General features: G+C 63.4%; 11 protein-coding genes and 1 pseudogene. 8 read left to right on the top strand and 4 right to left on the bottom strand.

What is annotated here, in order from left to right; translation table 11 throughout:
• Positions 1–152: 152 nt before the first annotated feature.
• Both OTERR_RS09205 and OTERR_RS09200 read left to right on the top strand, forming a co-directional pair.
• On the top strand, positions 153–560 hold the full coding sequence (locus tag OTERR_RS09205) for an acyl-CoA thioesterase (RefSeq protein ID WP_054621726.1): 408 nt from the start codon (positions 153–155) through the stop codon (positions 558–560).
• Between the two features lie 154 nt (positions 561–714).
• On the top strand, positions 715–2,742 hold the full coding sequence (locus tag OTERR_RS09200) for an acetoacetate--CoA ligase (protein WP_149425572.1): 2,028 nt from the start codon (positions 715–717) through the stop codon (positions 2,740–2,742).
• A 184-nt stretch (positions 2,743–2,926) separates the two neighbouring features.
• On the opposite strand, the gene OTERR_RS09195 is transcribed toward OTERR_RS09200, so the two are convergent.
• A complete protein-coding gene (locus OTERR_RS09195) occupies positions 2,927–4,021 on the bottom strand; it encodes a C1 family peptidase (protein WP_149425571.1) in 1,095 nt (364 codons plus the stop codon).
• 415 nt (positions 4,022–4,436) lie between these two features.
• Here OTERR_RS09195 and OTERR_RS09190 point away from each other — a divergent pair, with 415 nt between their 5' ends.
• From OTERR_RS09190 to OTERR_RS09170, 5 genes are all read left to right on the top strand, one after another.
• Positions 4,437–4,913 carry a hypothetical protein gene (locus OTERR_RS09190; RefSeq protein ID WP_149425570.1) on the top strand — a complete coding sequence of 159 codons (477 nt, stop codon included), beginning with the start codon at positions 4,437–4,439 and terminating at the stop codon, positions 4,911–4,913.
• Positions 4,910–6,253 (top strand): GAF domain-containing protein, encoded by a 1,344-nt coding sequence (locus OTERR_RS09185; protein ID WP_149425569.1) that lies wholly within the window; start codon positions 4,910–4,912, stop codon positions 6,251–6,253. The genes OTERR_RS09190 and OTERR_RS09185 overlap by 4 nt, the downstream gene beginning before the upstream one ends.
• Positions 6,254–6,645: 392 nt before the next feature.
• Complete coding sequence (locus tag OTERR_RS09180) at positions 6,646–7,626, top strand: thiamine pyrophosphate-dependent dehydrogenase E1 component subunit alpha (protein WP_149425568.1); 981 nt, start codon at positions 6,646–6,648, stop codon at positions 7,624–7,626.
• Between the two features lie 9 nt (positions 7,627–7,635).
• The gene (locus OTERR_RS09175) at positions 7,636–8,595 is read left to right on the top strand and encodes an alpha-ketoacid dehydrogenase subunit beta (protein WP_149425567.1); all 960 of its coding nucleotides are present in this window, start codon (positions 7,636–7,638) and stop codon (positions 8,593–8,595) included.
• A gap of 132 nt (positions 8,596–8,727) precedes the next feature.
• Entirely contained in the window at positions 8,728–9,315 is a 588-nt protein-coding gene (locus OTERR_RS09170; protein ID WP_149425566.1) for a c-type cytochrome, read from the top strand.
• A gap of 213 nt (positions 9,316–9,528) precedes the next feature.
• On the opposite strand, the gene lysA is transcribed toward OTERR_RS09170, so the two are convergent.
• Entirely contained in the window at positions 9,529–10,779 is a 1,251-nt protein-coding gene (lysA, locus tag OTERR_RS09165) for a diaminopimelate decarboxylase (RefSeq protein ID WP_149425565.1), read from the bottom strand.
• A gap of 6 nt (positions 10,780–10,785) precedes the next feature.
• Between lysA and OTERR_RS09160 the strand changes: the two genes are divergently transcribed.
• The gene (locus OTERR_RS09160) at positions 10,786–11,757 is read left to right on the top strand and encodes a LysR family transcriptional regulator (RefSeq protein WP_246154093.1); all 972 of its coding nucleotides are present in this window, start codon (positions 10,786–10,788) and stop codon (positions 11,755–11,757) included.
• Here OTERR_RS09160 and OTERR_RS09155 read toward each other — a convergent pair.
• Both OTERR_RS09155 and OTERR_RS09150 read right to left on the bottom strand, forming a co-directional pair.
• Positions 11,755–11,946: pseudogene (locus OTERR_RS09155) on the bottom strand (IS256 family transposase); the annotation flags it as partial. The gene OTERR_RS09160 and the pseudogene OTERR_RS09155 overlap by 3 nt on opposite strands.
• Positions 11,947–12,179: 233 nt before the next feature.
• Positions 12,180–13,088, bottom strand: a complete 909-nt coding sequence (locus OTERR_RS09150; protein WP_149425564.1) for a LysR family transcriptional regulator — start codon at positions 13,086–13,088, stop codon at positions 12,180–12,182.
• Positions 13,089–13,199: the final 111 nt, after the last annotated feature.

Below are 13,199 nucleotides of genomic sequence, written 5' to 3'. Positions count from 1 at the left end.
GCTCCGGACTCTCGCCCGAAATCCCCCCGAAACGCCGCTCAAGCCCCGCCGATTGTGGGTTTTGATTCAATACGCTATCGTATGGTCGGCCATTATAAACATTTCGCTCCCAAGACCAAGGGGGCAGCCCAACCAAAGGAAAACACGCCATTATGGAGACTTTGAAGAAACTCGTCCTCACCACCGAGATCCCCATCCGCTGGGGGGACATGGACGCCTACCAGCACGTCAACAACACCATCTACTTCCGCTACATGGAACAGGCCCGGGTCGAATGGCTCGAAGCCCTGGGCTACAAGGTCCTGCCCATGGGCGCCGCCCCGGTGGTGATCACTGCCAACTGCACCTTCCTCGCACCGCTCACCTACCCGGGCACCGTGGAGGTCAAGCTCTACGCCGGCGACCCGGGCCGCTCCAGCGTCATGACCTGGTACGAGTTGCGCATCAAGGGCGACGAAACGCTCTACGCCACCGGCGAATCCAAAGTGGTGTGGATGGACACCGCCACCGGCAAATCCGCCCCCATCCCCGATGAACTGCGCACCCTGCTCGCGGCCTGAGCGTTCCCGCGTTCGGGCGTTTGAACCCGTGAACCGTTGAGCCATTGAGCTACTGAGAGCCCGGGGCGGCGCGCCGGCCGCCGTCCCCGTCGTTTTGCACCCCGTCGTTTCCGCCGGCCGTGGCAGCACACCATAAGAACGTTGGAGACACGACATGACCCGGGATGACACCCTTTCCGCCCCCACCGCCCCCCTGTGGACCCCCACCCCCGCCCGCATGGCGGGGACCCTGCTGCACCGCTTCCTCACCCCGGCCAGCACCCGGGCCGGCCGGCCCCTGACCGACTACGATGCCCTGTGGCAATGGTCGGTGGACGACCCCGCCGCCTTCTGGGACCTGGTGTGGGATGAACTCGGCGTGGTGGGCGACAAGGGCACCGGTCCGGTGCTGGAAAACGGCGAGCGCATGCCCGGGGCCCGCTGGTTCCCCACGGCCAAGCTCAATTACGCCGAGAATCTGCTCAACTTCGCCGGCCTGCCCGCCAACGCCGATGACGCCCTCGTCTTCTGGGGCGAATCCCAGGTCAAGCGCCGGGTCAGCCGGATGGAGCTGGTGCGCCAGGTCGCCGCCTTCCAGGCCGGCCTGATCGCCGCCGGCGTCGGCCCCGGCGACCGGGTCGCCGGCTTCCTGCCCAACCTGCCCGAAACCCTGGTGGCCATGCTCGCCACCACGGCCCTCGGCGCCATCTGGTCCTCCGCCTCCCCGGACTTCGGCGTCCAGGGCGTCCTCGACCGCTTCGGCCAGATCGAACCCAAGGTCTTCGTCTGCGTCGACGGCTACTGGTACAACGGCAAGGCCGTGGACTGCCTGGCCAAGAACGCCGAGGTGGCCGCCAAACTGCCCACCGTGGTGAAAACCGTGGTCGTGCCCTACCTCAACCCGGCCCTCGGGGCCGGGGACGTGGCCGCCATCGCCAACGGCGCCCCCCTGGCCGACTTCACCGCTCCCCACCTGGGGATTGAAGCCCCCACCTACCACCGGGTCGGCTTCGATCACCCGCTCTTCATCATGTTCTCCTCAGGCACCACCGGCGTGCCCAAGTGCATCGTCCACTGCCACGGCGGCGCCCTGGTCCAGCACCTCAAAGAGCACCAGCTGCACAACGACGTGCAGCCCAATGACCGGGTGTTCTACTTCACCACTTGCGGCTGGATGATGTGGAACTGGCTGGTCTCGGGCCTCGCCTCCGGCGCCACCCTGCTGCTCTTCGACGGCAGCCCCTTCGCCCCGGGCAAGGACGGCGTAGCCGGCACCCTCCTGTTCGACTACGCCGAAGCCGAGGCCATGACCCACTTCGGCACCTCGGCCAAGTTCATCGATGCCATCGCCAAGGCCGGCTTGAAGCCCCGGCAGACCCACACGCTCGATGCCCTCAAAGCCATGATGTCCACCGGCAGCCCCCTGGTGGCCGAAGGCTTCGACTACGTGTACCGGGACGTCAAGGAAGACCTCCAGCTCGCCTCCATCTCCGGCGGCACCGACATCCTCTCCTGCTTCGTCCTCGGCAACCCCATCGGCCCGGTGTGGCGCGGCGAAATTCAGTGCCGGGGCCTCGGCATGGCGGTGGACGTCCTCGACGACACCGGCGCCCCGATCCGGGAGCAAAAGGGCGAACTCGTCTGCCTCAAGCCCTTCCCGGCCATGCCCGTCGGCTTCTGGAACGATGCCGACGGCGCCAAGTACCGGGCCGCCTACTTCGAACGCTTCCCCAACACCTGGTGCCACGGCGACTTCGCCGAGATCACCGCTCACGGCGGCCTCATCATCTACGGCCGCTCGGACGCCACCCTCAACCCCGGCGGCGTGCGCATCGGCACCGCCGAAATCTACCGCCAGGTCGAACAGCTGCCCGAAGTGCTCGAAGCCCTGGTGATCGGCCAGGACTGGCCGAAAGGCTCGGGCGACGTGCGCGTCGTGCTGTTCGTGCGCCTCAAGGAAGGCACCACCCTGGACGACGCCCTGATCCAGCGCATCAAGGACCAGATCCGCAAGAACACCACCCCACGCCACGTGCCGGCCCGGGTGGTGCAGGTCCAGGACATCCCGCGCACCAAGAGCGGCAAGATCGTGGAACTGGCGGTGCGCAACGTGGTGCACGGCGAAGCGGTGAAGAACGTGGAGGCGTTGGCCAATCCGGAGGCCCTGGAGGAGTTCCGCGGGCGGGGGGAGTTGCAGGGGTAGGGCAGGGCGCTGAGTCTTACTGTGGGACACCCCACATGCCAAGCAAAACGCCGGGTCTTGAACCCGGCGTTTTGCTTTTTTAATGACCTAAGTATTTTTGCTTTGGTTTTTTTATAGAAACTCAGTGACGATGTGGAAGGCAAGGCGATTTCTTGAGATGTTTTTTAGGTGCTGTTTGGGGTTTTTATTCTGGTGTTAGCCAGACTATAGAGTGTTTTTCGTAAAAAGTTCTTTCCAGTAACTCTTTGGCAATTACCCATCCGTCGTTGTTTTCAATTTGCCAAGCTTCACCCCAGGAGTTGTGTACTTGTATTGAGTCGTGGCATTCGTTTTTTGGCGAGCATATTTTTTTATACCCTTTTATTACTACGCTGTGGCCTTTTTCTGAGCACTCTTCTGGGGTTTTTGATGTTAGTGGGTGTTCTGCGCAAAATTCAATGCTAAGGGGGCGTTCGGACTTGAGTACTTCCTTTATTTTTTTTATTGTTTCTGTGTAGTTTTTTTGGCTTTTTTCAGTTGGGTGTGTCTCAACTTTCCATTGCCCAGAGAGTGTGATTTGGTTTTTGAAGTCCCAGCAAATTTCCGGAATGAGTAGCTTGTCAATGAATTTTTCGTAAGTTGCTTCTCTGAAGGATTTTTTTATTTCTTCGAGAGATGTGGGTGGGGCTATTGTTTCGCTTATTGTAAAGGCATGTTTTTCTGCTAAGGCCTCGGCGCATGGTTGGCATATTTTATGTATGGTTTGGTTTTCTTCGTAAAGATGCTTTATGGTCTTGATGTTTTTTAGTCCAGTTTTTATTATTTCGGCAAGTTTTTTTTGATGTGGTGGAGGTTGTAGCTGATTGTACGGGCTGCATTTTTCGGAAACAAAGGAGTTTGTGCTTATGGCGTTGTATATGGTTAGCGCTGCACTTCCTCCTTCTTTTATGCCTTCGTAATTGAATCTGTCCGTATAGTCTTTGGTTTCTGGAAGCTTTTGGTTAAATCGTGAAATATCCAAGGGTGAAACTTTTTTTGAGTCGCTCAAGGAGGAGCAGTCAGGTGTTTTTTTTATGTAGCAGTTTGCTTCGTCAATAAGCGTTGCCGCTGAAAAAGCATAGCAAATTCCAAGGGCGCCTTGGTTTTTGACGGCTGGCATGTTTTTGATTTGAATGACGCTGCCTTCGACGGTTTTGTAATCTTTGGGAAAGGTTTTTATTCCACCGTTTGCCTGGCAGTTTGATGTCAATGCTATTGAAATTAATAGCAATGTTAGTTTTTCTGAATTTTGTTTTTTCATTAAAGCTCCTTGTTTTTTTGGTTTTACTTCAAGGTTTTTTAGATTTTTTCAGCTGCTTGATGAAATCGTGCTGCGAAGGGGCGGTGGTGATTGGTCCATCGGCAGAAGAGCACCGAACAGGTGTTGTACAGGGGCGGTGATACTGAGCTTACTGGCGACCCGGAGCAGGATGAACCCGCTCCTGTTTGGGCTGACCGGTTCTCGAGGTCATACCCTTGGAGGTAGCTAAGTTTAGGTGGATGGCTTTGATAGGAGAGTGATGCCACCGTTCTTCCGCTTGCGGCCACCGGCAAGCAAAACAATGTGTAAGTTGCTCCATTTTTGATTTTATGATGATGGACTGAATGCAACTTGGTCGGCAACCCAGCTGTCTTGATCCCTGCTTTCCATCGCACACTCTCACACCAGCCTATCCATGCTCGATAACGACAGCATCGCCTTCCTGCAATCTGGCGTCAGTATCAGCCTGGCCTCCTGCTCTCCCGGGGGCATGCCGGTCATGAGCCGGTGTTTGGGCTGCAAGATTATCGATGGGGGGCGCCAGATCGCCGTGTTCATCAAGCCCTCCCAGGCAGCGGAATTGCTCGACGCCATCCGCTGCACCGGGCGGGTGGCCAATGTGTTCAGCCTGCCCAGCACCAACCGCACGCTGCAGTTGAAGGGCATCGATGCCCGGGTCACGCCCTTCGATCCCGCCGATCTGGCCGTGGTCGAAGCCCACGTGGCCGACTTCATCGCCGAGGTGGTGCCCCTCGGCCTGCCCGAGGCGGTGGTGCGGACGGTGTTTTCCCTAGTTCCCGAGGATCTGGCGACGGTGATCTATACCCCCAGCGCGGCCTTTTCCCAGACCCCCGGGCCGAAGGCCGGCGAAGCCCTGGGAGCGGCCCGATGAGTCTGCGCATCGACGCCATCCGCGAGTGCCTGGAAGGCATCATCCCCGGCCAGATCGCCACCTGCGACCCGGCGGGCATGCCCAACCTGGCCTTTCTCACCCAGGCCCAGTTCATCGACAACGCGCACCTGGCGCTCTCCTACCAGTTCTTCAACCGCACCCGGCAGAACGTGCTGGCCGGCTCGGCCATCCGCTTGCTGGTCACCAGCCACCTCACCGGAGCCCAGTACCGCCTCACCCTCCAGTACCTGCGCACCGAGACCGCCGGCCCCCTGTTCGAGCAGATGAAGGCCAAGCTGGCGGGCATCGCCGCCCACACCGGCATGTCCGGGGTTTTTCAGCTCCTGGGGGCCGACATCTACCGCATCCTCGCCATCCAGCAGCTGCCGGGGCCGGTCTTGGCGCCGCCGCCGCCGCCGGTGAACCACCTGATCGCCCTGCGTCGCGCCGTGCAGCGGCTGGCCGGCTGCGCCACCCTGGAATGCCTGCTGGACACAGCCCTCGACTGCCTGGGGGCCGAATTCGGCATCGACCACGCCATGCTGCTGATGCACGACGAGGCGCGCAGCCGCCTCTACACCCTGGCCAGCCGGGGCTACCCCCACTCCGGGGTGGGCTCCGAGATCCCCCTGGGCGAAGGGGTGATCGGCATCTGCGCCCGGGAACGCACGCCGATCCGTATCGGCTTCATGAACAGCGAATACGCCTACGGCCGCACCGTGCGCGAGCGCATCGCCGCCGACGGTCCCAGCGACGCCCTGGAAACGGCCATCCCCCTGCCCGGGCTGCCCGAAGCGGCCAGCCAGATGGCGGTGCCCATCGTCGCCCTGGGGCGCCTGCTCGGCGTGCTCTACGTCGAGAGCGTGGCCGACCTGCACTTCGGCTACGACGACGAGGACGCCCTGGTGGCCTTCGCCGCCCACCTGGGGCTGGCCATCCTGCATCACCAGCAGGCCGAGGAGCAGCCCGATGACGAACCCGCGCCCGCCGCCGAGGCCGGCGCCCCGGCCCTGGCGGGGCCGCCCCTGCGGGTGCGCCACTTCGCCGCCAACGACAGCGTCTTTCTCGACGACGACTACCTCATCAAGGGCGTGGCCGGCGCCATCCTGTGGGTGCTGCTGAGCGACTTCGTGGCCCGGCAGCGCACCAGCTTCACCAACAAGGGGCTGCGCGTCGATCCGCGCATCCGCCTGCCCGGGGTGAGCGACAACCTGGAGGCGCGCCTGGTGCTGTTGCAGCGCCGCCTCGACGAGCGCGACGCCGGCATCCGGCTGGCCAAGACCGGCCGGGGGCGCTTTTGCCTCACCGTGACCCGGCCCCTGGAGCTTGCCGAAGGCTGATTTGGCGGCGGTGAGGGCTGGGGCGGTAAGAGGGAGCGCCAGCTGCGGGGCCGACTGATGGCGACCCTGGTCGCCTCTAGCGGATAACGCAGCAAACAGGCGGGGGAGAGTAGGCCCGTTACCACCACACTGGCCACCGCCACCGCCACCGCCACCGCCAAAGCCAAAGCCAAAGCCAAAGCCAAAGCCAAAGCCAAAGCCAAAGCCAAAGCCAAAGCCCCGTGAAATTCCCCCTCTACCCCCCTCAAAAGGCGCCACCGGCCCCCACGGCGGCCCCCTTTCTTAAAACTTCATTCAGCCATTCTTAAAAGTTTCGTAACCCCCGTTTTGCCCCCTTGTCCGGGGTTTTGGGCGGCCTAGACTCGCTTCTCCATTCACCGACGGAAGCGGTCATGTCCCTCAATTCCCCCCATGCGCCCGCGCCCGATCCGCGCCAGCTCTTCGAGCAGATGCTGCTGATCCGCGCCTACGAAGACGCCATCGTCACCGGCAGCGCCGCCGGCTCCATCCCCGGCACCTGCACCTCGGTCGGCCAGGAGGCCGCCGCCGTCGGCGTGGTCAACGCCCTCGGCGCCGACGACCTGATCCTCACCAACCACCGCAGCGCCGGCCACCTGCTCGCCCGGGGCGCCGACCCGGGCCGCCTGCTGGCCGAGGTCATGGGCCGCCGCGACGGCTACTGCCAGGGGCGCAGCGGCTCCCTGCACATCTCGGCCCGGGAACTGGGTGTGGTGCTCACCTCCACCATCGTCGGCGCCGAGCTGTCCATGGCCACGGGCGTGGCCCTGTCCCAGACCATGCTCGGCCGCCCCGGCATCGTCGCCTGCTTCTTCGGCGACGGGGCGGCCTGCGAAGGCAGCTTTCACGAATCCCTCAACCTCGCCGCCCTGTGGCATCTGCCGGTGCTCTACGTGTGCGAGAACAACCAGTGGCAGGCCTACGTGCACCGCCGCGAGGCCATGAGCCGGGAGCGGGTGTCGGACTGGGCCGCCGCCTACGGCATCCCCGCCGTCACGGTGGATGGCAACGACGTGGACGCCGTGCTGGAAGCGGCCCGCCACGCCGCCGCTCAGGTGCGCCAGAGCGGCCAGCCCTACCTGCTGGAAACCTGGACCTACCGTACCCGGGGCCACCTGGAGCCCGACGACCAGGCCTACGTCGATGCGGCGGAGCGCGAGTACTGGCGCGCCCGGGACCCCATCGCCACCTGCCGCGAGCGGCTCATCGCCGCCGGCCGCCTGACCGCCGCCGAGGCCGCCACCATCGAGGACAAGGTGGCCAGCCGCATCGACACCGCCCGGCGCTTTGCCGAGGCCTCTCCGTTCCCCCCCATTCCCACCGCGGCCGAACTGGCCCGGGGCGTCTACGCTTGAGGACGCGCCATGCCCACCCTGACCTTATACGATGCCGTCGGCGCCGCCCTGGCCGAGGAAATGCGCCGGGACGACCGGGTGCTCGCCTTCGGCGAAGGCATCGCCACCAAGCGCCGCGAGCTGGTGGAAGAATTCGGCCCCCGCCGCGTGCGCAACACCCCTCTGGCCGAAGGCATCATCGCCGGCACCGCCGTGGGCGCCGCCGGCACCGGCCTGCGCCCGGTGATCGACCTGCTCTTCGCCCCCTTCCTCTGCTACGCCATGGACGAGCTGGTCAACAGCGCCGGCAAGCTGCGCTACATGTCCGGCGGCCAGTTCCAGTTCCCCCTCGTCACCCTGGTCATGACCGGCAGCGGCTGGGGCGTCGGTGCCCAGCACAACCACAACCTGGAAGCCTGGTTCGTCCACAGCCCCGGCCTCAAGGTCGTCATGCCCGCCACCCCGGCCGACGCCAAGGGCCTGCTCAAGGCCGCCATCCGCGACGACAACCCGGTGCTGTGCTTTCTCGACATCGGCCTGCTCTACCAGCCCGGCGAGGTGCCCGAGGGCGACCACCTGGTGCCCCTGGGCCAGGCCGCCACCCTGCGCGACGGGCGCGACGTCACCCTGGTTTCCTACGGCAAGACCGTGGGCCACTGCCTCCAGGCCGCCGACGCCCTGGCCGCCCAAGGTATCGCCGCCGAGGTCATCGACCTGCGCAGCCTCAAGCCCCTGGACAACGCGGCCATCCTCGCCTCGGTGAGCCGTACCGGCCGGCTGGTGGTGGTGCACGAGGCCAACCGCCTGTGCGGCGTGGGCGCCGAGATCGCCGCTATGGTGGCCGAACACGCCTTCGAGCGGCTCAAGGCCCCCATCGTCCGCCTCGGCGGGCCAGATGCCCCGGTGGCCGCCAGCTTTCCCCTGGAGCAGGCCACGGTGCCCCAGCCCGAGGCCATCGCCGCCGCCGCGGCGACCCTGTGCCGTGGGTGAGGCCGCACCAGCCCGCGTTTGCTCCCGTTCGATCCCCAACCCCGCCCGCCTTGGATCCCTCACAGCCTTGGCTGCCGTCCCCGCCGGGCGGCCGAATCACCCTGTACGCCCCATAACAAGGAGTCCTGCATCATGAACCCCCAACGCGCCATCCCCCGTCTGCTCGCCGCCGCCCTGGCCGCCAGCCTGGCCCACGCCCCGGCCTTTGCCGAGAACGGCAGCGCCCAGGTCAAGCGCGGCGCCCAGCTCGTCGCCTACGGCGGCTGCGCCGACTGCCACACCCCCTTCAAGATGGGCCCCAATGGGCCGGAAAAGGACCACGCCCGGGGCCTTTCCGGCCACCCGGAAGACCTCAAGCTGCCGCCTCCGCCCAAGCTCGACAACGCCTGGAACTGGGGCGGCTCCGCCACCATGACCGCCTTCGTCGGTCCCTGGGGCACCACCTACGCCAGCAACCTCACCCCGGACCGGGCCACCGGCATCGGCACCTGGCGCGAGGCCGACTTCATCAAGGCCCTGCGCACCGGCAAGCACCTGGGCGCCACCCGCCCCATCCTCCCGCCCATGCCCTGGCAGTCGATCGGCACCCTGCCGGACAAGGACCTGCGCGCCATCTACGCCTACCTGATGGCCCAGCCGGCCGTTAAGAACAAGGTCCCGGAATACGCGCCGCCCGTGGCGCCGGTGGGCAAGGTGGGGGGAGGGGAGAAGGGGGCTTGAGGGGCGTATAGAAGGTGTGGACGCTAGAAAAGCAAAACGCCGGGGTGACCCGGCGTTTTGCTTTGTAGGAGTGTGCTCACTGGCTGTTATTCGGCCATTGCAGCCGTTCAGTCCCTCACGCACGAACGTCTGTAGTAGTGCACAGAGCTGACAGCGCAGTTTCTACGAAACTCGGGCCAATTCAATTGAACAATTAAAATCTTGTGTGCTGCCTTACACCGCCTCCAGCGCGAGCAGCTCAGCCACCGTCTGCCTTCGTCGAATAAGCCGGGGCTCACCATTTTCCATCAGCACTTCGGCAATCAGCGGGCGCGCGTTGTAGTTCGATGACATGGAGGCGCCATACGCACCGGTGTCGTGCAACACCAGCAGATCTCCCACCTGCGCCTGCGGCAAGGAGCGGTGCAACACCACGCCACCGTCTCCCTGCGTAAACACATCTCCCGACTCGCACAGAGGTCCGGCAACCACCGTGTCAAACTGCAGGCCATTAACCGCTGTGCCATCAGAGTGGATCAACTCCATGCCGTGGTAGGCGCCGTATAGGGCCGGGCGAGCCAGATCACTGAAGCCGGCGTCCACCATCACAAAATGGTTGGCGCCCTGTTGCTTCGTGGCGCGTACCTCGGTGACCAGCACGCCGGACTCGGCCATTAAATAGCGGCCCGGTTCTATTTCCAGTTTCACTGGGTGCTCCAGCAGCCGTTCCACGGCATGGCGCGCTGCATCCCATAATGAAAAGTAGTGCGCCGTATCAATCGTGGGTTCACCGGCCTGGTAGGGAACGGACAGACCGCCGCCCGCGGAGATGGCGTGCAGGTCCAAACCCTGCGCATTCACTACCTCTACCAGCTTCAGCATGGCACCGCACACTTCCTGCAAGTGCGCGTAGTCCACGCCCGAGCCGATGTGCATGTGCAGGCCCTGCAAGGCCAGGCCGTTGGACTTGATCTTTTCGCAGGCGCGTACTAGGTCGCTATGCCAGATGCCATGCTTGCTATGCTCGCCACCGGTATTTGTTTTCTTGGAATGGCCATGCCCGAAACCTGGGTTGATGCGTAGCCACACCGGGTGCCCTGAGTTGACCGCACCCAATTGGTCCAGCATGTCCATGGAGCCGCAGTTCACGGGAATATTGAGTTCCACCACGCGCGCAAGCGTAGCGCGGTCCAGCAGATCGGCCGTGAACACGATGTCTGCGTGCCCGTTGTGCAAGCCCGGCGTAAAACCACCAGCCAACGCGCGTTCGATTTCACCCAAAGACACCGAGTCCACCACTGCGCCCTGTCGCTTCATGAGGCGAAGGATGTGTGTATTGGAGTTGGCTTTCTGAGCGAAACGCACTACGTCAAACAACCGCAGAGCGGCAATCTGGCGCGTAATGGTGTCGGCATCATAGATCCACAGCGGGGTACCGAACTGCTGGGCCAAAGGAGCGATGGTAGCGGGAGTAAAAGGGTTCATGGGTGGATGATCCCCTTCATAGTCAATTCAATCAATGCTACTCTTGTTCTGTGGCTATTCAATATTGATATGAATTTAACTCATCGCCAGCTGACAATGTTTCGCGCCATCATGCTGCACGGCAACCTGGGGCGTGCAGCTGACGCGTGCGCGTCAAGCCAGCCCACTTTGAGTCGCGAGCTGGGTCGTCTGGAGCAGTTACTGGGGTTTAACCTTTTTGACCGGGTGCGGGGCCGATTACGACCTACCGTGCGGGCACTTGCGCTGATGCAAGAAGTAGAACGCTCGTTTATAGGCTTGGAACAGATCGCAGCGCGCGCCAGCGAATTGCGCACGCAAGCGACAGGTCGCTTGCGCATTGCGTGTTTGCCGGCATTGGCCCATGCCTTGGTACCCCGCGCACTGGTATATCTCTTACATGCACATCCTGAACTAGGAGTCAGCGTGCATCCCTTAGAGTCGCCCTGGCTGGAGCAAGCCATGAGTGAACAGCGTTTTGACCTGGGACTGAGTGAAACCCAAGAGGCACCTGCTGGAGTTGCCTTGCAGCCCTTACTGAAAGTCAATGAAGTGGCGGTTTTGCCACGTGATCACAGCCTGTGCCGCAAGGCGCGACTGCAACCACGCGACTTTACAGGCGAGCGCTTCATCAGTCTCGCGGTTGGCGACCCGTATCGAACCGCCATTGATACGATGTTCGAGGACGCTAAAGTACATCGCGCAACCCTGCTTGAAACCACGAGCGCAGTGGCCATCTGCGCCATGGTGCGTCAGGGCCTGGGCGTTGCCATCGTAAACCCGTTCACCGCACTGGAACTCAGCGGACCGGACCTAGTAGTGCGGCCGCTTACCGTTGCCATCGGTTACCAGGTGAATATGCTTCTTCCGGAAATCGCAGCTCCGCACCCCCTGCAGGGCGTTCTCGCAGACACCGTCCGCAAAGCCTGTGCCGCCTTGAATCACCATCACTCGCTATGAGTTCCATACCGGCTTATTCTTGCCGTGGCCGAGGTGGTCGGCCATCTCGGCTTCCAACGCCTTCTCAACCAGCAACTTGGTGAGTTGCTTGAGCAAGCCGTTCTCGCCAATCAGGTCTTCCGGTTTCCGATATTCAGCCAGCAGGCTGTCCAGCAACTCCTTGGGTACTGCTTTCTTTGCTACGGCCATCATCGCTCCTTGGGGCGCGGCAGTTTCCTGCCAAATGACCGTTTACACAAAAATTCTTACACGCCCGTTGTTGCGCTAGAGCGACGGAGGTCCGTTTAGGATCGGGAGTACGCATTCGCTGACTGGGAAAGCGGACCTTCAGCACTGATCTCAGCTGAACGGCTGGTTACAGCCACATTGCTGACTGAACCCGGGAAATCGGCCAACGGCCGGTTAGGCCGACGAGCCGCCACTTACACCTTATTCCCCACAAACCCCCGATAAAACTCCACAAACGCCCGCACATACGCGGGCACATGGGGCCCCGGCGGGAGCACGGCGTACACGCCGCCCGCTGGCAGTGACCAGTCCGGCAGGGCCCGCACCAGGCGGCCGTCGCGTAGGGCGTCGGCGGTGCTGAATTGGTCGAGGACCGAGATGCCGGCGCCCCGTTGCAGGAGGGCGAGGAGGGCGGCGCTGGAGTCGACGCGGATGCGGGCTCTCATGCGCACGGTGCGGGGGGCGCTGCCGGGGCGGGTGAAGGTCCAGGTCAGCGGTGCGCGCAGCAGGGTGAAGCCGATCCAGTCGTGGTCGGCCAGGTCGTCCGGGGTTTGCGGCGTGCCCTTGCGGGCCAGGTAGTCGGGGGCGGCGACGGCGATCTGGTCGAAGCCGCCGAGGCGGATGGCGCGCAGGGACGAGTCCCGCAGTTCGCCGAGGCGGATCGCCAGGTCGATGCCTTCTTCCACCAGATTGAGAACCCGGTCGCCGGTATACAGCTCGAACTGTAGACCGGGGTGGCGGGCGGCGAATTCGGCCAGGGCCGGGGCTACCGATTGGGTGGCGTGGCCCACCGGGGCGGTGAGGCGCAGGGTGCCGCTCAGGCCACCCTCGCTGCTGCCGGCGCCATGAAAGGCGTTGCCCAGGGTGTCCAGGGCCGGGGCGGTGCGCTCGTAGAGGGCCTGGCCGGCGTCGGTGAGGCGCACCCGGCGGGTGGTGCGGGTGAACAGGGCGGTGCCGAGCTGGTCTTCGAGGCGGCTCACTTGCAGGCTGACGTTGGCCTTGGTGATGCCGAGCTGGTCGGCGGCGGCGGTGAAGCCGCCGGTTTCGGCGACGGCGGCAAAGACCAGCAGGCGGTCCAGGTTGCCGTGGAGTTCTCGTTGCATCGTCAAGTTTTTGATAACAATGATTCGTTGATTATAGGATTTATCGCGCCAATGAATCGGTCCATCATGCCGCCATGACGTTTTTGCTCCGGCGCCTGCGCACCGGGGCGC

It is taken from the genome of Oryzomicrobium terrae (genome assembly GCF_008274805.1).
Taxonomy (GTDB): Bacteria; Pseudomonadota; Gammaproteobacteria; order Burkholderiales; family Rhodocyclaceae; genus Oryzomicrobium; species Oryzomicrobium terrae.
This window is presented reverse-complemented; position numbering and strand designations above follow the sequence as displayed.

Coding starts and splice junctions, on each gene's coding strand:
- OTERR_RS09205 (WP_054621726.1), top strand. CDS start 153: ATGGAGACTTTGAAGAAACTCGTCCTCACCACCGAGATCCCCATCCGC.
- OTERR_RS09200 (WP_149425572.1), top strand. CDS start 715: ATGACCCGGGATGACACCCTTTCCGCCCCCACCGCCCCCCTGTGGACC.
- OTERR_RS09195 (WP_149425571.1), bottom strand. CDS start 4,021: ATGAAAAAACAAAATTCAGAAAAACTAACATTGCTATTAATTTCAATA.
- OTERR_RS09190 (WP_149425570.1), top strand. CDS start 4,437: ATGCTCGATAACGACAGCATCGCCTTCCTGCAATCTGGCGTCAGTATC.
- OTERR_RS09185 (WP_149425569.1), top strand. CDS start 4,910: ATGAGTCTGCGCATCGACGCCATCCGCGAGTGCCTGGAAGGCATCATC.
- OTERR_RS09180 (WP_149425568.1), top strand. CDS start 6,646: ATGTCCCTCAATTCCCCCCATGCGCCCGCGCCCGATCCGCGCCAGCTC.
- OTERR_RS09175 (WP_149425567.1), top strand. CDS start 7,636: ATGCCCACCCTGACCTTATACGATGCCGTCGGCGCCGCCCTGGCCGAG.
- OTERR_RS09170 (WP_149425566.1), top strand. CDS start 8,728: ATGAACCCCCAACGCGCCATCCCCCGTCTGCTCGCCGCCGCCCTGGCC.
- lysA (WP_149425565.1), bottom strand. CDS start 10,779: ATGAACCCTTTTACTCCCGCTACCATCGCTCCTTTGGCCCAGCAGTTC.
- OTERR_RS09160 (WP_246154093.1), top strand. CDS start 10,786: ATGATCCCCTTCATAGTCAATTCAATCAATGCTACTCTTGTTCTGTGG.
- OTERR_RS09150 (WP_149425564.1), bottom strand. CDS start 13,088: ATGCAACGAGAACTCCACGGCAACCTGGACCGCCTGCTGGTCTTTGCC.